16 protein-coding genes and 1 riboswitch are annotated in these 16,742 nt (G+C 62.9%); of the genes, 7 read left to right on the forward strand and 9 right to left on the reverse strand.

Going from position 1 to position 16,742, the window contains the following annotated elements; translation table 11 throughout:
• Window positions 1-12 precede the first annotated feature (12 nt).
• On the reverse strand, window positions 13-2,685 hold the full coding sequence (gene alaS / locus ABIB06_RS16560) for an alanine--tRNA ligase (RefSeq protein ID WP_354046559.1): 2,673 nt from the start codon (window positions 2,683-2,685) through the stop codon (window positions 13-15).
• A gap of 222 nt (window positions 2,686-2,907) precedes the next feature.
• Window positions 2,908-2,998, forward strand: a riboswitch (glycine riboswitch).
• 166 nt (window positions 2,999-3,164) lie between these two features.
• Here alaS and gcvT point away from each other — a divergent pair.
• The 3 genes from gcvT to gcvP are packed head-to-tail and all read left to right on the forward strand — an operon-like array spanning window position 3,165 to window position 7,574.
• Window positions 3,165-4,313 (forward strand): glycine cleavage system aminomethyltransferase GcvT, encoded by a 1,149-nt coding sequence (gene gcvT, locus ABIB06_RS16565; RefSeq protein ID WP_354046246.1) that lies wholly within the window; start codon window positions 3,165-3,167, stop codon window positions 4,311-4,313.
• Between the two features lie 10 nt (window positions 4,314-4,323).
• The gene (gene gcvH, locus ABIB06_RS16570; RefSeq protein ID WP_354046244.1) at window positions 4,324-4,692 is read left to right on the forward strand and encodes a glycine cleavage system protein GcvH; all 369 of its coding nucleotides are present in this window, start codon (window positions 4,324-4,326) and stop codon (window positions 4,690-4,692) included.
• A gap of 17 nt (window positions 4,693-4,709) precedes the next feature.
• Window positions 4,710-7,574, forward strand: a complete 2,865-nt coding sequence (gene gcvP, locus ABIB06_RS16575) for an aminomethyl-transferring glycine dehydrogenase (protein ID WP_354046243.1) — start codon at window positions 4,710-4,712, stop codon at window positions 7,572-7,574.
• A 140-nt stretch (window positions 7,575-7,714) separates the two neighbouring features.
• On the opposite strand, the gene ABIB06_RS16580 is transcribed toward gcvP, so the two are convergent.
• The 4 genes from ABIB06_RS16580 to recA all read right to left on the reverse strand — a co-directional run bounded on the left by ABIB06_RS16580 (window position 7,715) and on the right by recA (window position 11,934).
• On the reverse strand, window positions 7,715-8,689 hold the full coding sequence (locus tag ABIB06_RS16580; protein ID WP_354068882.1) for a hypothetical protein: 975 nt from the start codon (window positions 8,687-8,689) through the stop codon (window positions 7,715-7,717).
• Window positions 8,690-8,743: 54 nt separating this feature from the next.
• Entirely contained in the window at window positions 8,744-9,742 is a 999-nt protein-coding gene (locus ABIB06_RS16585; protein ID WP_354046239.1) for a hypothetical protein, read from the reverse strand.
• A gap of 10 nt (window positions 9,743-9,752) precedes the next feature.
• Window positions 9,753-10,577 (reverse strand): hypothetical protein, encoded by an 825-nt coding sequence (locus ABIB06_RS16590; protein WP_354125598.1) that lies wholly within the window; start codon window positions 10,575-10,577, stop codon window positions 9,753-9,755.
• A 268-nt stretch (window positions 10,578-10,845) separates the two neighbouring features.
• Complete coding sequence (gene recA, locus ABIB06_RS16595; RefSeq protein ID WP_354046558.1) at window positions 10,846-11,934, reverse strand: recombinase RecA; 1,089 nt, start codon at window positions 11,932-11,934, stop codon at window positions 10,846-10,848.
• Between the two features lie 710 nt (window positions 11,935-12,644).
• Between recA and ABIB06_RS16600 the strand changes: the two genes are divergently transcribed.
• Window positions 12,645-12,809, forward strand: a complete 165-nt coding sequence (locus ABIB06_RS16600; protein ID WP_354046235.1) for a hypothetical protein — start codon at window positions 12,645-12,647, stop codon at window positions 12,807-12,809.
• A gap of 842 nt (window positions 12,810-13,651) precedes the next feature.
• Here ABIB06_RS16600 and ABIB06_RS16605 read toward each other — a convergent pair.
• Window positions 13,652-13,909 carry a DUF2798 domain-containing protein gene (locus tag ABIB06_RS16605; protein ID WP_354046556.1) on the reverse strand — a complete coding sequence of 86 codons (258 nt, stop codon included), beginning with the start codon at window positions 13,907-13,909 and terminating at the stop codon, window positions 13,652-13,654.
• Window positions 13,910-14,158: 249 nt separating this feature from the next.
• Between ABIB06_RS16605 and ABIB06_RS16610 the strand changes: the two genes are divergently transcribed.
• Window positions 14,159-14,392: a DUF6894 family protein gene (locus ABIB06_RS16610; protein WP_247351877.1), complete on the forward strand. Its 234-nt coding sequence runs from the start codon at window positions 14,159-14,161 to the stop codon at window positions 14,390-14,392.
• An 8-nt stretch (window positions 14,393-14,400) separates the two neighbouring features.
• Here ABIB06_RS16610 and ABIB06_RS16615 read toward each other — a convergent pair whose 3' ends face one another.
• Together ABIB06_RS16615 and ABIB06_RS16620 are read right to left on the reverse strand one after the other, a co-directional pair.
• Window positions 14,401-14,655, reverse strand: a complete 255-nt coding sequence (locus ABIB06_RS16615) for a hypothetical protein (protein ID WP_354046233.1) — start codon at window positions 14,653-14,655, stop codon at window positions 14,401-14,403.
• Window positions 14,656-14,756: 101 nt separating this feature from the next.
• Window positions 14,757-15,068: a hypothetical protein gene (locus tag ABIB06_RS16620; RefSeq protein WP_354068878.1), complete on the reverse strand. Its 312-nt coding sequence runs from the start codon at window positions 15,066-15,068 to the stop codon at window positions 14,757-14,759.
• A 370-nt stretch (window positions 15,069-15,438) separates the two neighbouring features.
• Here ABIB06_RS16620 and ABIB06_RS16625 point away from each other — a divergent pair, with 370 nt between their 5' ends.
• Complete coding sequence (locus ABIB06_RS16625) at window positions 15,439-15,903, forward strand: PaaI family thioesterase (protein WP_247351884.1); 465 nt, start codon at window positions 15,439-15,441, stop codon at window positions 15,901-15,903.
• Window positions 15,904-16,014: 111 nt separating this feature from the next.
• On the opposite strand, the gene ABIB06_RS16630 is transcribed toward ABIB06_RS16625, so the two are convergent.
• Window positions 16,015-16,308 carry an HdeA/HdeB family chaperone gene (locus ABIB06_RS16630; protein ID WP_027567633.1) on the reverse strand — a complete coding sequence of 98 codons (294 nt, stop codon included), beginning with the start codon at window positions 16,306-16,308 and terminating at the stop codon, window positions 16,015-16,017.
• 180 nt (window positions 16,309-16,488) lie between these two features.
• Here ABIB06_RS16630 and ABIB06_RS16635 point away from each other — a divergent pair, with 180 nt between their 5' ends.
• Window positions 16,489-16,731, forward strand: a complete 243-nt coding sequence (locus ABIB06_RS16635) for a PilZ domain-containing protein (RefSeq protein WP_354046229.1) — start codon at window positions 16,489-16,491, stop codon at window positions 16,729-16,731.
• Window positions 16,732-16,742: the final 11 nt, after the last annotated feature.

The raw sequence follows: 16,742 nt of genomic DNA on the forward strand, positions 1-16,742 counted from the left end.
GAGAGACGGCCCTTACGCGCCGGCTATGGCTTTTTGGATCTCCGACAGGGCGTCCAGAGCCTTTGCCCCATCAGGCCCGCCGCCTTGCGCCATTTCGGCTCGGCCGCCGCCGCCCTTTCCGCCCACGACAGGCACGCCAATCTTGACCAGGCTTGCGGCGTCGAAACGGGTTGATAGATCCTTGGTCACGCCGACAACGAGGCTGGCTTTTCCGTCAGCCGTCGTATTTGCAACCGCGACAACGCCCGACTTGATCTCTGCCTTGGCTTGATCAACGAGGGATTTGAGTTCGTCGCTCGGCAATCCCGTCACGTGAAGTTTGTAAAACTTGACGTCACCGATTTCCACGACGTTGGAATTTCCGCCGTCGCCGGCACCGCCGCCCATCGCCAGCTTCTTGCGGGCGTCGGAGAGCTCGCGCTCGAGCTTCTTGCGCTCGTCCATCAGCGCACTGATGCGCGCCGGCACGTCGTCGATCGAGGTGCGCAGCTCGTTGGCCGCGGTCTTGGCCAGCGCCATGGTGTCGTTGGCATGCTTGCGCGCGTAATTGCCGGTCAGCGCTTCGATGCGGCGCACGCCAGAGGCGACCGCGCTCTCGCCCATCAGCGTGATCAGGCCGATGTCGCCGGTGCGCCTGACATGGGTGCCGCCGCAGAGCTCGACCGACCAGCCGAGCGCGTTGGTGCCGCGCTCACGCGCGGTCCGGCCCATCGAGACGACGCGAACCTCGTCGCCGTATTTCTCGCCGAACAGCGCACGCGCGCCGGCCTCGCGGGCTTCGTCCACGCCCATGACGCGGGTCGAGACCTCGTCGTTCTCCAGCACCACGTTGTTGGCGATGTCCTCGACGCGCGCAAGTTCTTCCGCCGTGATCGGCTTCGGATGCACGAAATCGAAGCGCAAGCGGTCAGGCGCAACCATCGAGCCGCGCTGGGCGATGTGATCGCCGAGCACCTGACGCAGCGCCTCGTGAATGAGATGCGTGGCCGAATGATGCGCGCGGATCGACGAGCGCCTGCTGTGATCGACCTCGAGCTGGAGCGCGGTGCCGGGCTTCAGCTCGCCGCTCTCCAAGGTGCCGACATGAACGAAGAGATCGCCGAGCTTCTTCTGCGTCTCGGTGACGCGGAATTTGATGCCGCCCTCGCCGACCAGCACGCCGGTGTCGCCGACCTGGCCGCCGGACTCCGCATAGAACGGCGTCTGGTTCAGCAGCAGCGCACCGCTGTCGCCGGCCTTGAGGCTGTCGGTTTCCTTGCCATCCTTGATCAGGGCCGAGACGACGCCCTCAGCGATCTCGGTCTCGTAGCCCAAAAATTCAGTCGCGCCGAGCTTCTCGCGCAGCGGGAACCAGATCGCCTCTGAGGCCGCCTCACCCGAACCCGACCAGGACGCACGCGCCTTCACGCGCTGACGTTCCATCGCATCGGCGAAGGAAGCCTGGTCGACGCTGATGCCGCGCGACTTCAGCGCGTCCTGCGTCAGATCGAGCGGAAAACCGTAGGTGTCGTACAACGTGAAGGCGACGTCGCCGTCGAACATGTCGCCCTTCTTCAAGGACGCACTCTTCTCGTCGAGGATGGCGAGGCCGCGCGTCAGCGTCTTGCGGAAACGGGTCTCTTCCAACCGCAGCGTTTCCTCGATCAGGTTTTCCGCGCGCATCAAATCGGGATAGGCCTGGCCCATCTCGCGCACCAGCGCCCAGACCAGGCGATGCATCAGCGGCTCTTTTGCACCGAGCAGCTGCGCATGGCGCATCGCGCGGCGCATGATCCGGCGCAGCACATAGCCGCGGCCCTCGTTCGAGGGCAGCACGCCATCGGCGACGAGGAAGGCCGACGAACGCAGATGGTCGGCGATGACGCGGAACGAGGCGACGGTCTTCTCGTCCGGTCCGCTTCCAAGAGCGGACGCGGTCGCGTCGATCAGATGACGGAACAGATCGGTCTCGAAGATGCTGTCGACGCCCTGCATGATGCTGGCCATGCGCTCCAAGCCCATGCCGGTGTCGATCGAGGGACGCGGCAGCGCCACGCGCTCCTCCTTCGTCACCTGCTCGTACTGCATGAACACCAGGTTCCAGAACTCGAGGAAGCGGTCGCCGTCCTCTTCCGGTGAGCCCGGAGGTCCGCCCCAGATGTGCTCGCCGCGATCGATGAAGATCTCCGAGCACGGACCGCACGGGCCGGTGTCGCCCATCGCCCAGAAATTGTCCGAGGTCGGGATGCGAATGATGCGGTCATCCGAGAAACCCGCGATCTTCTTCCAGAGGCCCGCCGCCTCGTCGTCGGTGTGGTAGACCGTGACGAGCAGCTTGTCCTTCTTCAGCCCGAATTCCTTCGTGATCAGCGTCCAGGCAAGCTCGATCGCGCGCTCCTTGAAATAGTCGCCGAACGAGAAATTGCCGAGCATCTCGAAGAAGGTGAGATGGCGCGCGGTGTAGCCGACATTGTCGAGGTCGTTGTGCTTGCCGCCGGCGCGCACGCATTTCTGCGAGGTGGTGGCGCGCTGATAGGTCCGCTTCTCGAGGCCGGTGAAGACGTTCTTGAACTGCACCATGCCGGCATTGGTGAACATCAACGTCGGGTCGTTGCGCGGCACCAACGGCGAGGACGACACGATCTCGTGGCCGTTCTCGGCAAAGAAGTTCAGAAAGGTCGACCTGATCTCGTTGACGCCGCTCATGTTCATCCAATCGGGTGTGCTTGGACCCGCCATACGCCATCCAAACCGCGAGTTTGGGCTGATATCTGCGGGCCAAAGCGCTTTTAGACAAGGCCAGCTTCGCTGTCCAGAAACTGTGCAACCGGATCAGTGGGTTGCCGCAGGCGCGCAATCCCGTTGGAAAGCCGCTGATGCCGCGTTGACAGGCTTGGCCAGCTTGTGGTCTCTACCCATCTGTATCGTACGGCCACGTCGGGAGAGACCGGCTTTGGGTAGCCGGCGCCGAAGGAGCAACCGCCCCGGAAACTCTCAGGCAAAAGGACCGCGTGGCTTTGACAGCATCTGGAAAGAGGCGCCGACGGGCCTAGACCTTTTAAAAGAAAGGGTTGGTCCGGACAGCGTCCGCCGACGGGATAATACTCTCAGGCACAGCGACAGATGGGGCTTCGACTGGTTGCTTCCGGGGAATCATCCCCGGGGAACCACCGAGGGCCCCTGTGATGCTTGCGCGCGACGACCAAGATTCCCTTAAGAGCACGCCCCTTCACGGGCTTCATGTGTCCCTCGGCGGCAAGATGGTGCCGTTCGCGGGCTATGACATGCCCGTGCAATATCCTGCGGGCGTGCTGAAGGAACACCTCCATACCCGCTCGTCCGCCGGCCTGTTCGACGTCTCCCACATGGGCCAGATCGCGCTTCGGCCGAAGTCGGGCAAGGTCGAGGACGCCGCGCGCGCGCTGGAACGGCTGATGCCGCAGGACATCGTGGCTATTGCGCCGGGGCGGCAGCGCTACGCCCAGTTCACCAATGCCGAGGGTGGAATTCTGGACGATCTGATGGTCGCCAATTTCGGCGATCATCTGTTCCTGGTCGTCAACGCCGCCTGCAAGTCCGAGGACGAGGCGCATCTGCGCGCGAAGCTGTCGGACGACTGCATCATCGATTCGCTTGCCGACCGCGCGCTGATCGCGTTGCAGGGCCCGAAGGCGGAATCGGCGCTGGCGAAATTATGTGCAGAGGCTCCGTCCATGAAGTTCATGGATTCCGGCTCGCGCAAGGTCGCCGGCATCGACTGCTTCGTCTCGCGCTCCGGCTACACCGGCGAGGACGGTTTCGAGATTTCCGTTCCTGCTGGCGACGCCGAGCGGCTCGCCAAGACGCTGCTGGACAATCCCGACGTCATGCCGATCGGGCTTGGCGCCCGCGATAGCCTAAGGCTCGAGGGCGGACTTTGTCTTTACGGCCACGACATCGACACCACGACCACGCCGGTCGAGGCCGCACTGGAATGGTCGGTACAGAAGAGCCGCCGCACCGGCGGCGCGCGCGCCGGCGGCTTTCCCGGCGCGGAGAAGATTCTGGCCCATTTCGACCACGGCGCGGCCCGTCGCCGCGTCGGGCTGCGCACCGAGGGCCGCGCGCCGGTGCGCGAGGGCGCGCTGCTGTTTGCGAACGCGACCTCGAGCGAGTCGATCGGAACAGTCACCTCGGGCGGTTTCGGCCCAAGCCTGAATGCGCCGGTCGCGATGGGTTATGTGCCCACAAGCCAGAGCGCGCTTGGAACACAAATTTTCGCCGAGGTGCGCGGCCAGCGGCTGCCCCTGCAAATCGCCACCATGCCTTTCGTGAAAAACACCTACAAACGCTGAGGACAAGAAAATGACCACGACGCTGTACACCTCCGACCACGAATGGCTCGCCATCGACGGCGATGTCGCCACCGTCGGCATCACCGACTACGCGCAGTCCCAGCTCGGCGACGTCGTGTTCGTCGAACTGCCCAAGCTCGGCCGCGCCCTGAAGAAGACGGAAGCCGCAGCCGTCGTGGAATCCGTGAAGGCCGCCTCGGACATCTACGCGCCTGTTACGGGCGAGGTCACCGAAATCAACGACAACCTCGCCGCCGAGCCGGCGCTGGTGAATTCGGATGCGCAAGGCAAGGCGTGGTTTTTCAAGATCAAGATTGCCGACAAGAGCGAGCTAGGCGGCCTCATGGATGACGCCGCCTACAAGGCCCACACGGCTTAAAGACGATGGAGCAAGCGATGACCGCGCACCGCAAATCCAACGGCGATACCGCCGCTTTCGTTCGCCGCCACATCGGCCCCTCGGCACGCGACGTCACTGCAATGCTCGAGGCCGTCGGCGCGAAAAGCGTCGATGCGCTGATGGCGGAGACGTTGCCGGCCTCGATCCGGCAGGCCGCCCCGCTCGATCTCGGCAAGCCCTTGAGCGAGACCGAGGCGATCGCGCATATGGGCGAGCTCGCCGCCCAGAACCAGGTCTTCGCCTCGCTGATCGGCCAAGGCTATTCCGGCACGATTCTGCCTGCGGTGATCCAGCGCAACATTTTGGAGAACCCGGCCTGGTACACGGCGTACACGCCCTACCAGCCGGAGATCAGCCAGGGCCGGCTTGAGGCGCTGCTCAACTTCCAGACCATGATCTGCGATCTCACCGGGCTCGACGTCGCCAACGCCTCGCTGCTCGACGAGGCGACGGCTGCCGCCGAGGCGATGGCGCTCGCGGAGCGGCACTCGCGGGTCGAAGCAAAGGCCTTCTTCGTCGACAAGGACGTGCATCCGCAGACGCTCGCGGTGATGCGCACCCGCGCGGAGCCCCTGGGCTGGACCCTGGTCGTCGGCGATCCCATCACCGATCTCGACAAGACCGACGTGCTTGGTGCGCTGCTGCAATATCCTGGAACGTCGGGCGCCGTGCGCGACCTCAGGCCCGCGATCGCAGCACTGAAGGCGAAGGGCGCACTCGCGATCGTTGCCGCCGATCTGCTGGCACTGACCCTGCTCGCCTCGCCGGGCGAACTCGGCGCCGACATCGCGATCGGCTCGGCGCAGCGTTTTGGCGTGCCGATGGGTTATGGCGGGCCGCACGCGGCCTATATGGCGGTGCGCGATGCGCTGAAGCGCTCGCTGCCCGGCCGCATCGTCGGCCTCTCCGTCGATTCCCGCGGCGCGCCCGCCTATCGCCTCGCGCTCCAGACCCGCGAGCAGCACATCCGCCGCGAGAAGGCGACCTCCAACATCTGCACCGCGCAGGTGCTGCTCGCCGTGATCGCCTCGATGTACGCGGTCTATCACGGCCCCGAAGGCTTGACGCAGATCGCCCGTAACGTGCACCGCCGCACGGCGGTGCTTGCCGCCGGCCTGCGCAAGCTCGGCTTTGCGCCGAGTAGCGAAAACTTCTTCGACACGCTCAGCGTCGATGCGGGTGCGAAGCGTGCCGAGATCATCGCTCGCGCGGTCGCCGAGAAGATCAATCTCGGCATCGGTGATAGCGCTTTGCGTATCGCGCTCGACGAGACCACCACGCCTGCGACGGTGGAAGCGGTCTGGCGCGCCTTCGGCGGCACGCTTGCTTACGCCGAGATCGACGCCACCACGCGCGAGGCGCTGCCGGAGACGCTCAAGCGCGCGACCTCTTTCCTCACCCATCCGGTGTTCCACGCGCATCGCTCGGAGACCGAGATGCTGCGCTACATGCGTAAGCTCAGCGACCGCGACCTCGCGCTCGACCGCGCGATGATTCCGCTGGGATCGTGCACCATGAAGCTGAACGCGACCACCGAGATGATGCCGCTGACCTGGCCGGAATTCGGCTCGTTGCATCCCTTCGCCCCGCGCGAGCAGGCACGCGGCTATCACGCGCTGCTCGCGCGCCTGGAGAAGTGGCTGTGCGACATCACCGGCTATGACGCGATCTCGCTGCAGCCGAATTCGGGCGCGCAAGGAGAATATGCCGGGCTGCTCGCGATCCGCGGCTATCACGCCGCGCGCGGCGAGACGCACCGCAAGATCTGCCTGATCCCCTCCTCCGCCCACGGCACCAACCCGGCTTCCGCTGCGATGGTTGGCATGGACGTGGTGGTGGTCGCCTGCGAAAAGAATGGCGACGTCGACGTCAATGATCTCAGGGCCAAGGCGGAGAAGCACTCCAACGACCTCGCTGCGGTCATGATTACCTATCCCTCGACGCATGGTGTGTTCGAGGAGCACATTCGCGAGATTTGCGACATCGTGCATGGCCATGGCGGCCAGGTCTATCTCGACGGCGCCAACCTCAACGCGCAGGTCGGCTTGTCCCGGCCCGGCGATTACGGCGCCGATGTCAGCCATCTCAACCTGCACAAGACCTTCTGCATCCCGCATGGCGGCGGCGGCCCGGGCATGGGCCCGATCGGCGTGAAGGCGCATCTCGCGCCGTTCCTGCCAGGTCATCCGGCGGCGAATGGGGATGCGCCGGTCGGCCCGGTCTCGGCCGCGCCGTTCGGCTCAGCTTCGATCCTCACCATCTCCTACATCTACATCCTGATGATGGGCGGCGAAGGCCTGAAGCGCGCCACCGAGATCGCGATCCTCAACGCCAACTATGTCGCCGCGCGCCTCGATGCGCATTTCCCGGTGCTCTACAAGAACGAGAAGGGCCGCGTCGCGCATGAATGCATCGTCGATCCCCGCGCGCTGAAGACGACGTCCGGCGTCACCGTCGACGACATCGCAAAACGCCTGATCGACTACGGCTTCCACGCGCCCACGATGAGCTTCCCGGTGCCGGGCACACTGATGATCGAACCGACCGAATCGGAGTCGAAGGCCGAACTGGACCGCTTCTGCGATGCGATGATCGCGATCCGGAAGGAGATCACCGAGGTCGAGGGCGGCCGCTTCAAGATCGAGGCCTCGCCGCTGCGCCACGCCCCGCACACGGTGCACGACATCGCGGATGACGACTGGAATCGCGCCTACACCCGCGCCGAAGGCTGTTTCCCCGCGGGCACCTCGCGCACCGACAAATATTGGTGCCCGGTGGGGCGCGTCGACAACGTCTATGGCGACCGCAATCTGGTGTGCTCTTGTCCGCCGGTGAGCGATTATGCGGAAGCCGCGGAGTAGGACCCGACGGAGGTTTCGTAGGGTGGGTTAGCGGGCGGCTGCGCGAAGGCGCAGACCGCCGGCGTAACCCACCGCTTTAGCTTCCGCGGCGACAAAGATGGTGGATTACGCCTTCGGCTAATCCACCCTACGGCAATGATTTACGGCGCAATCAGCAATCGGGTTTCGCGATCCCACCGCCAGAGCCGTTCGTTGGTCAATTCAGTCCCGCCCCACCAACGCTTGATCGGGTTGTGGCGCCACAAGTCATCTTCTCGGGCGACAAGGGAACGTCCGAGTTCAGTTAGCGTGACCCTCCACTCGCTCCTGCCGAAGTAGCGATCCTCATTGTCGAACGCCGGATCGCCCAACAGAACGGGCGGCGCCGAATGTTCCGCCAATGCGATCAAGGCATCGCTCGCCTCACCCTCTTCGAACACATCGCGATACCACCTCGCTTCGGAGATGTATTTTGGGTCGGTGTGCCCTTCATTCACACAGCCCAGCATATCCATCTCGCTGGCACCGAGCCCCGTCACCTTGTCCGGAAGCTCTTCAAGCAGCGCAATGAGCGCCGATCGAAGTCTCGGAAAGATCATCAGATCCGTCATCAGCAGATCGAAACAGGATTTTGGCGTTTCAGCCCGATAGGCGCGCCAGGCGCGGCTTGCCATCACCAAATGATCGTCGGCGACCTCGAAGGCCGGCAACTTCCATTTTGCGACGGACTCCGCAGCATAGTCCGCAACACTGTCATCCGTATGCACCAGGCTCAGCTTCGTCGTGATCTCCTTGTAAGGGCGAAGCAGGTCGAGCAACCAGACAAGCACGAGCTGGTCGTTGGGCTGAGGATCGATCCACACTTCGATCGAGTCGAACTTCGCACAGAGCTCTAAGAAACCGATATCGCGCGTGCCGAAATCTTCCAGCCAGTCTCGACAAACCTCGTTGAGCCAGTGATCGCCTGGATTGCAGTGCTTTGCCGACCGCCGCTCCAGCCCCATCAAAAGCTGCTCTGCGGAGGGCAATTGGCCGAAGACGAAGCGCATGCAGAAGCCGAGCGCGATATTCGCCAGTTTGGTTTGCCGAAGCGTAGCTGCCGCAAGATGGTTCGTGGTCAGAATCAAATGTGACACAGTGGCCTCGCGATTAACAAGCAATACCAAAACACCTCGAGCAGCACGCACGCATCAGACAGGGGAAAGCAATGCCCGGCTGTCGCGATCCCAACGCCAGAGCCGATCGCTGGTCAGGTGGGCGCCGCCCCACCAGCGACTGATCGGGTTATGGCGGCAGAAATCCTCTTCTCCCGCCAGCACCGCTTCCCCGAGGTCAGTGAGCGACAAGCGGGATTGCTTGTACCGCGCGTGACGGGAGGGATCGACATGCATGTCCAGCGAGAACGGTCCCTCCTCCAACCCCGATATGGCCGGCACCGGACAACGTGCGAGACCATCAAGCAGCGTGCCGACCTCCCAGTAATCGAAAACGCGCCGCTCGTTGGACTTTTGATCGCCCGGAAAAACATCGAAAGGCCGCACCTTGCCTGGCGCGACCAACTCCAGGATCCGTGTTTCCGTGGTGCCAAGCCCGGTGGCGACGCCCGGAAGCTCTTCCAGGAGGCCAATTGCGGACTGCTCCAGCTGCGGAAGCAGACTCAAATCCGTTTTGAGGAGGTCGATCCAAGCCTGCGGCGTCGGGGAACGATAAGCCCGCCATGCACGGCCGGCCAGTTCAACGTGACCTTGCGAGGGGCTAATAGTTCGCGGATTTTGCTCCGCAAGTCGCTCCGGATCAACATCACCGGCGCCAACGTCCAGCTGACGTATCACGAATCTGGAAACCGCCACTCTCTCGCCGCCACAATGGTCGAGGAGCCAGAGCAGAAGCAATTGTGCGTTTGGATTTGGCTCTATCCACAGCTCGGCCGAGTCGCATTCGAACAACAGCTCGATCAATCCCCGCCCCTTCACTCCCGACTTATCGAGGCGCCAAGCCGGCGTGTCATCCAGCCAATGAAGGCCGGGTGGCTGTGTCGTATGCGGAGCAAAGAACGTTTCAAGCTCTGCGCCGGATGGCGGCGCACCCCAGACAAGCCGTCGCTCGATCGCAAGCACGAGATCGCCCAGGCCGGCCTGTTCGAGGGCGCCGGCAGCGGAAGAGTCTGTTGTCAGAACAAGCCGCGTCATGCTCGGGGCCTCAAGGCTTGGTTAAAACAGAGCCGTAACGCCACAGCCGGTCGTTGGTCAGCCGCGTGCCGCCCCACCAGCGGTCGATCGGATTGTGACGACTGAAATCTTCCTTGCCTGCAAGAACTGCCTCGCCAAACTCCGTCAGCGACAACCGGCTGCGGAGATATGCGGCATGCCGATCCCTGTGATTTTCGCGGTCGATCGTGCGCAGTTCGTCGTCCAATCCGGCCACTGCAGGACTGGGGCCAAGCGCTAGCCCGTCGAGCAACCGGCCTAACTCAGTCTCTCCAAACACGAACGTCCGCCAGAGCGAACGCAGGTGAAACAACGCATTCGTGTTTGCAAACCCTCCGGCAAGCATCTCCAAGAATCGCATCTCGGTCGCACCGAGTCCCGTCGAAGGCGACGGGAGTTCTGCCAAGAGATCGAGCAAGGCCGGGCGCAGCATCAACAACGCACTGAGATCTTGATGAACGAGATCGACGCAAGCCTCAGGGGTCGCTGCGCGGTAGGCTGACCACGCCAACTTGGCAGTCTCGAACTCTCGGGCCGTGATACGCGCGACATGAATGTGCGGCTCGGACGCGGCGAGATCCTCACCGCTTTCTATCATCAGATCGGATGCCACAAGTCGAAGTCTAAGCTTTCGCACCAGCGAGGAGCAGGAGCTGAGGTAGTCCAGCAAGCAGACGAGCTGCAATTGATCCCTGGGAGCTGGATCGAACCAAAGCTCGATCACGTCATATCGCTCGCAGAAGTCCGCAAGGGGCAAGTCTTTGCGATCCTTGATGCCCTTGGGCCACCGGATGCCCCAATCAGACCAAATGATCACCTGGCCCGAGATTCGCGGAGCGCGCCGCGAAATAGGCTGCGAGCTTTTCGGGCGAGGGCAGCGGTCCCCACTCGAAGTGAAACGAAGATGAAATGACAAGCTCCGCTAACCTCGATCGGGCGAGCCCGCTTCCGGACGAACTGGTCAAGATCAGACGCTTCATCACACCACCTGATTAGGGCAACGCAAAACGAAACGGGCACTGACGACGTCGGCAACTCAACGTCCTCAGCGCCCGCTCCTCGCGAAAAACTCTCCGCGTTTAGGCTTACTCGTCCCCCGGCTCCTCGCCGTCGGCATCGCGCTCGGGGCTGCCGGCGAGAATCTGCTCGGCGATCAGGCCGGAGTTCTGGCGAATCGAGGTCTCGATCTTGGCGGTGATGTCGGGGTTGGCCTTCAGGAACGCCTTCGAATTCTCGCGGCCCTGGCCAAGACGCTGGCTGTCATAAGAGAACCATGCGCCGGATTTTTCGACGATGCCGGCCTTGACGCCGAGATCGAGGATCTCGCCCATCTTGGAGACGCCTTCGCCATACATGATGTCGAACTCGACCTGCTTGAAAGGCGGCGCCAGCTTGTTCTTTACCACCTTGACCCGCGTGGTGTTGCCGACCACCTCGTCACGCTCCTTGATCGCGCCGATGCGGCGAATGTCCAAACGGATGGAGGCGTAGAACTTCAGCGCGTTGCCGCCGGTGGTGGTTTCCGGCGAACCGTACATCACGCCGATCTTCATCCGGATCTGGTTGATGAAAATGACCATGGTGTTGGACTTGTTGATGGACGCGGTCAGCTTGCGCAGCGCCTGGCTCATCAGGCGGGCCTGCAGACCCGGCAACGCATCGCCCATCTCGCCCTCGAGCTCGGCTTTCGGTACCAGCGCCGCAACCGAATCGATCACCAGCACATCCACCGCACCCGAGCGCACCAGCGTGTCGCAGATTTCCAGCGCCTGCTCGCCGGTGTCGGGCTGCGAAATCAAAAGCTCGTCGATGTTAACGCCCAGCTTGCGCGCATAGACCGGGTCGAGCGCGTGCTCGGCGTCGATGAAGGCGCAGATACCGCCCTTCTTCTGCCCTTCCGCCACCGTGTGCAGCGCCAGCGTGGTCTTGCCTGAGGATTCCGGTCCGTAGATTTCCACGACACGCCCCCTCGGCAGACCGCCGATCCCAAGCGCAATATCCAGCCCCAGCGAACCCGAGGAAATCGCCTCGACATCCATCGAACGGTCGTTCTTGCCGAGCTTCATCACCGAGCCCTTGCCGAACTGCCTCTCGATCTGAGAGAGCGCGGCGGCCAGGGCTTTACTCTTGTCCATGGAGGATCCTTCGACGATACGCAGCGCAGTGGTGGACATCGGGTCGTGCTCCTTATGCCGAGGATTCGCGTGAGGGACAAACGATTGGCGAGGCGGTCCGTCGATAAAGACAACGTACCCTATTTGTTCTAGGTTCGCAATATGTTCTTTTGCAGATTTGGGTGCTGGCCTGTTTCGACCCCTGGCGGCCCAGTTTGAAAAGGTCCCGTGGCCTGTTTTGAAAACGAGCAATTTTTCCTATCGCAACTCTCTCCGCTTTCCTGATTGTTCGCCCATACGAGAGAGAGGCGATTTCCCTCGGATTGTATGTATGATCTGCCGGATTGAATGGGGGAGACGTAATGAACAAGTGGTTGGTTTTGTGGATTGCTGCTTCAATCGGGATTGTCACGGCGCATCCTGCTCAAGCGATGTCATGCTCAGACTACAAAAATATCTGCCTGTCTAAGGGCTCAAACAAGTGCGAGGGGGCTTGGAAGCAATGTATGCGGACCGGCACATACATTGGTCCGGATAGCGGAACAAATCACGGGCAAGCTGATAAGCGATAGTCGAAGGAAGAGCCGCCTCAGTGGGCGGCCTCTTTCGTTCCATCGTAATTCCGGCGTCCCTCCTCGACCAAAGCTGACGCACATCAAAGATCGATGACCTGCACGCCGTCAGAATTCCGTAATCCTGCGGCACCGAACCTTTTTGCGGTCTGCGGCCTTCTTCCGGGACACGGGACCGCAACTCCGGGGACCTCAGTCATGACGGACACGCACCACGATACGACCAGGCGCAATCCCCTGCTGGAGGCCGCGCGGGAAGAGATGATCAAGTTCGAGCGCAAGGAAAACGAGTTTCGCAAGAAGGACCGCGAAGAGCGGGCCGCCGAGCTCCGTTTGCCGCTGGACGCGATCAGGGTTCATTAATCCGCACAGGACGGGCTTCGGCGCTGACGAAAGGACACGCTGCCGGACGCGGCAGGCGGTGGCGGTGCCCGCCGCCCGGTCCGCGCCGGAGACAATGCCCGCCGGGAGCGGCCGCCTGTTCATCGCAAGGGACCGACACGGGAATCGAGATTTGCATATCCCGGTGGCGAGTCCGGGCACGATGTGGTATCGCGATACTACCGGTAAGTCATTGATGGAACGCGAACATTTTCCAGAGAGCTACTGTGCATGGGGTTGTTTTCGCGTTTTTTGAAAGGCGCGCATGCGTCTTCCACCACTGGAGCGCAATTTGGATCGGGCCGGCCGCCGTCTCACGGCATGCCTGCACCACCCCTACAGCAGAACCAGCAACCCGATGCCGATCACCAGCACCACGAAGCCAGCCGCCGTCGCGGCGGCGAATGACCGCTCTACGTTGTCCATGATGCCACCCCGTTGCCGGCGCGCCACGTCTCCCCCATGGCCGCACCGTCGGTGCGAAATCTCGCCCGCCCTTGTGTTCTGAGTTGTGCGAACGGATGTCGAAATTGGGACGTGTGCGGGGCCAGTCTGCGGCCTCGACTTTCGCCGCCACTGTCAGGCGCGCGCAAGCCTGCTCTCCTGGTCTGGGCCTCCATACCCAGACGACGACCCCGCTCTCCCCGCGCGGGGTTTTCTGTTTGCCGGGCACGAGCGAACGCAGCGGGCCGGATCCGATTCGCGTCATTGTCAGGCTGTCGTAAGCTGAGCCGGCTAGGCTCATCTGGCTATGGTGTTGCAGCCCAGCACCTCAGCCTCCAATAACCTTCTGCCCCGCTTGGCTCTCCCCAAGCGGGGTTTTTTCATGCCGGCCGGCCGGTTTGCGAGCCCCCCTCTTCCCGCGTCAGCCGCAGCGAGAAGGCGCGGATCGCCGGCGCTGCGAGCAGCACGATCGGCAGCATTGCGACCCATGCGATCAGCCACGACACGATCCAGTGCGTGAGGAAGACCATCGCGGTCCCTGCGGGAAAGCTGGCAATCCCCGCCGCGATCAGCGAGGTCAGGCCGGACTGGATGACACCGAAGACGAAATGAGAGTAGCGGCGAGGAATGCCGAGCATGACGCGCCCATGTTGTTTGGCCGTCATCAGGCCAAGCAAGCCACATGCCGTCGCAGCGCCCCTGCGGGGCCCAGGAACTTTGTTCATGGTCGGAGAATCACGGGCACGGGCGCCCCGGATGTATTCCGTAGCCGCCCGGAATTGATCTCAGGATGGTTTGGGATTGGAGTGCGCGCGCCCATGGCCTTGAGGGGATGGCCTTGTGGGATAACCTTCCCTGGGGGATGTCACGCGCGATCGGTGCCAACCATGCCGCTCTACTTCTTCCGAATCCGGAACGGCCGCTATTCCGGCTGTGCCGACCAGGCGTCGGAATTTGCCGATCGCGATTTGGCCTGGAAGGAGATGACCAGCGTCTGCGCCGACATGGCCGCCGGCATCGCCCGCAAGCTCCAGGAAAATTCCGAATGGCACATGGAGCTGCTGGACGAGGCCAAGGAGCCCGTGTTCCGGATCCGCATCACATCCGAAACCTTCGAATAGGGCTGGCCCTAATCCGCGCTGGGCAACCGGCGCATCGTGAATTCGATGTCGCCGCCGGGCAGCTCGCGCCAGTTCTCGACCGCGCTCATATAGCCAGCCTTGGGGTAGCGGGCGAAGAAGGCCTGCGCCCTCTCCCGCGCCGCCGCGCGCGGCAGCGTGAAGGTCTCGCGCAGATAGCCGTCGCCGGCCGTCGGGCTGGGCTTGCCGCCCAGCTTGCGCCGGCGCGCCATCCGCTCGGCGAGATCCCGCGGACGATCGGCCATGTCCTGCCTCCTCGCAATACGCTCTCACGAGATGTAGGAAGCAGGCCGGTCGAACAGGAGTCCCGGCCGGAGGCGTCAGCCGCCTCCGATCGGTCAGACGGTCAATTGGCAGTCATGCCGGATTTCTTCTTCGGCGCACCGGTTGCGGCCGAGGCCTTTGGCACCGCCGGCTGCTTCGGCGGATCGGAGCGCATGCCGCCCCATGGATCGTTAGACGCCTTGGAGTCCGGAATCTTCTTCAGCGTTTCCTTGTAGGCCTTGTCACGCTCGGCTTCCGCGGCCTTCTCCTCGGGGGTCTTGCTCGGCCCTTCCTGCAGCAAATTGAGATTGGGCATTTGCGCATAGGCCGGTCCCGCCAGCACGGCCGGTACCGCCAGGACAGCCAGTACCGCGGCCATACGGAAAAGCTTCATCATCGACTCCTTGATCATCCATGGCGGCGCGGATCGCCCGCGCCTTGTCGCCCTTGTCGCAGCCGGGTCGCGACCGCGGGGACCGCTCGGCCCTAGAGCCGGTCCGATTTGCACGATTTCGGCGCCTGTAGCCAGTCGTCCCAGATCGGCCCGCACTTGGTGCACCCGTTCAGCGCGAGGCCGAGCGCGACCAGACCAAACACGAGGACATACCGACGCAACATCATCCACCCATACCCACTCCGGGCCATCATATCGGGCCAAGTCAGGCATTTTCAAGCCGACAGGACCCGCGGCTGACCGGGTGACTTTGCCGCGCCGATCCGCTCACATAGCCGAAATATCCGGCAACACGGAGGGAACGACAGCAATGCCATCGCAGCCAGAAGCCGAGTTCGGCATCACCGACGCCAGACGCATCCTCGGCGAGGTCTTTGCGCCCTGGGTCCAGGATCTCAACCTGTCGGTCGAGAGCATCGAGCACGTACCGCCGCCGGACATGCCGGACTGGCAGCCGGCAGCGCTCCTGCGCATGCCGTTCTCGGAACGGCTGTGCCGCAACGGCGGCGTGGTCTGTGGCCAGGCGCTGATGGCGCTCGCCGACACGGCGATGGTGATCGCGAACCTCGCCGCCAACCGCGGCTATCGTCCGATGACGACGGTCGACCAGACCACGCATTTCATGCGCGCCGTCTCCTCGTCGGACGTGCTGGCCGACGCCCGCGTGGTGCGACTCGGACGCACCATGAGCTTTGGCCGCGTCACGCTGCTCTCGGCCACCGACAACAAGCCGGTGGCGATGGTGTCGAGCGCGTTCGCGATGCTGCCGGGGTGAGCATCAGTCGAAAAGAAGAAGCCGCGTGAGCGCAAGGCGCACCGCGGCTTTCGATGGAGCTATGCCGCGAGGCGAAACGCGATCGCGCGTCGCGCCGTCGCAAACGAGAAGTTACTTGCCGAGCACCTCGTCGGCCGCAGTGACGATGCTGACGTTCGGATTTTTTCCGCAATAGCTGCCGAACTGCTTGGCGTTCTCGACGAACACGTCGGTGTCGATGATCGCGTTCTCTTCGTCGCCCTTGTACCAGCCGTCCATCCAGGTCAGCACCATCTTGATGGTGTCGTCGCCGCTCTCGAGGAACTGCTTGCAGCTCATGGTCGCAAGATCGAGCTTGGTGGCGTGCGCGGGCATCGACGACAGCGAGAGCGCCGCGGCGAACAGAAGCGAAAGCGTGGTCTTCATCAATATCTCCATCGGCGCGTAACGCCATAAAGGAAAGGCTTGTGAGGAAAGTCGGCGGAGTGACCTCCGCTTCGACGTCGTAAACGAAGTCTGAAGCGCAGTGCAAGTAGCGCCAGTATTGAGTTTATTTCAACGTAATTTCTACTCGCTATTTTACAAACGTCATTATGGATTAACGCGATGGTCGAGAAACGTGCAGCGCAGCGCTACCGTGTTTTCAAGGGGGGAACGATCACCTTTGAAAACAACGGCATCGCGTGCACGGTGCGAAACATGTCGGCGAACGGCGCCGCGATCGACCTCGACGCCGCCGTCACATTACCGCAATCGTTCACGCTCGCGATCGCGCGCGACAATTTCGTGCGGAATTGCCGCACCGTCTGGCGCAGCGACAGGCGCATCGGCCTCGCTTTCGTACAGTAGTGCACATGATG

It is taken from the genome of Bradyrhizobium sp. LB8.2 (assembly GCF_040548035.1).
Lineage (GTDB): Bacteria > Pseudomonadota > Alphaproteobacteria > Rhizobiales > Xanthobacteraceae > Bradyrhizobium.

Bases quoted from the DNA above. Each gene is read 5' to 3' on its own strand.
- alaS (WP_354046559.1), bottom strand. From the start codon at position 2,685: ATGAGCGGCGTCAACGAGATCAGGTCGACCTTTCTGAACTTCTTTGCC.
- gcvT (WP_354046246.1), top strand. From the start codon at position 3,165: ATGCTTGCGCGCGACGACCAAGATTCCCTTAAGAGCACGCCCCTTCAC.
- gcvH (WP_354046244.1), top strand. From the start codon at position 4,324: ATGACCACGACGCTGTACACCTCCGACCACGAATGGCTCGCCATCGAC.
- gcvP (WP_354046243.1), top strand. From the start codon at position 4,710: ATGACCGCGCACCGCAAATCCAACGGCGATACCGCCGCTTTCGTTCGC.
- ABIB06_RS16585 (WP_354046239.1), bottom strand. From the start codon at position 9,742: ATGACGCGGCTTGTTCTGACAACAGACTCTTCCGCTGCCGGCGCCCTC.
- recA (WP_354046558.1), bottom strand. From the start codon at position 11,934: ATGTCCACCACTGCGCTGCGTATCGTCGAAGGATCCTCCATGGACAAG.
- ABIB06_RS16600 (WP_354046235.1), top strand. From the start codon at position 12,645: ATGACGGACACGCACCACGATACGACCAGGCGCAATCCCCTGCTGGAG.
- ABIB06_RS16605 (WP_354046556.1), bottom strand. From the start codon at position 13,909: ATGCTCGGCATTCCTCGCCGCTACTCTCATTTCGTCTTCGGTGTCATC.
- ABIB06_RS16610 (WP_247351877.1), top strand. From the start codon at position 14,159: ATGCCGCTCTACTTCTTCCGAATCCGGAACGGCCGCTATTCCGGCTGT.
- ABIB06_RS16615 (WP_354046233.1), bottom strand. From the start codon at position 14,655: ATGGCCGATCGTCCGCGGGATCTCGCCGAGCGGATGGCGCGCCGGCGC.
- ABIB06_RS16620 (WP_354068878.1), bottom strand. From the start codon at position 15,068: ATGAAGCTTTTCCGTATGGCCGCGGTACTGGCTGTCCTGGCGGTACCG.
- ABIB06_RS16625 (WP_247351884.1), top strand. From the start codon at position 15,439: ATGCCATCGCAGCCAGAAGCCGAGTTCGGCATCACCGACGCCAGACGC.
- ABIB06_RS16630 (WP_027567633.1), bottom strand. From the start codon at position 16,308: ATGAAGACCACGCTTTCGCTTCTGTTCGCCGCGGCGCTCTCGCTGTCG.
- ABIB06_RS16635 (WP_354046229.1), top strand. From the start codon at position 16,489: ATGGTCGAGAAACGTGCAGCGCAGCGCTACCGTGTTTTCAAGGGGGGA.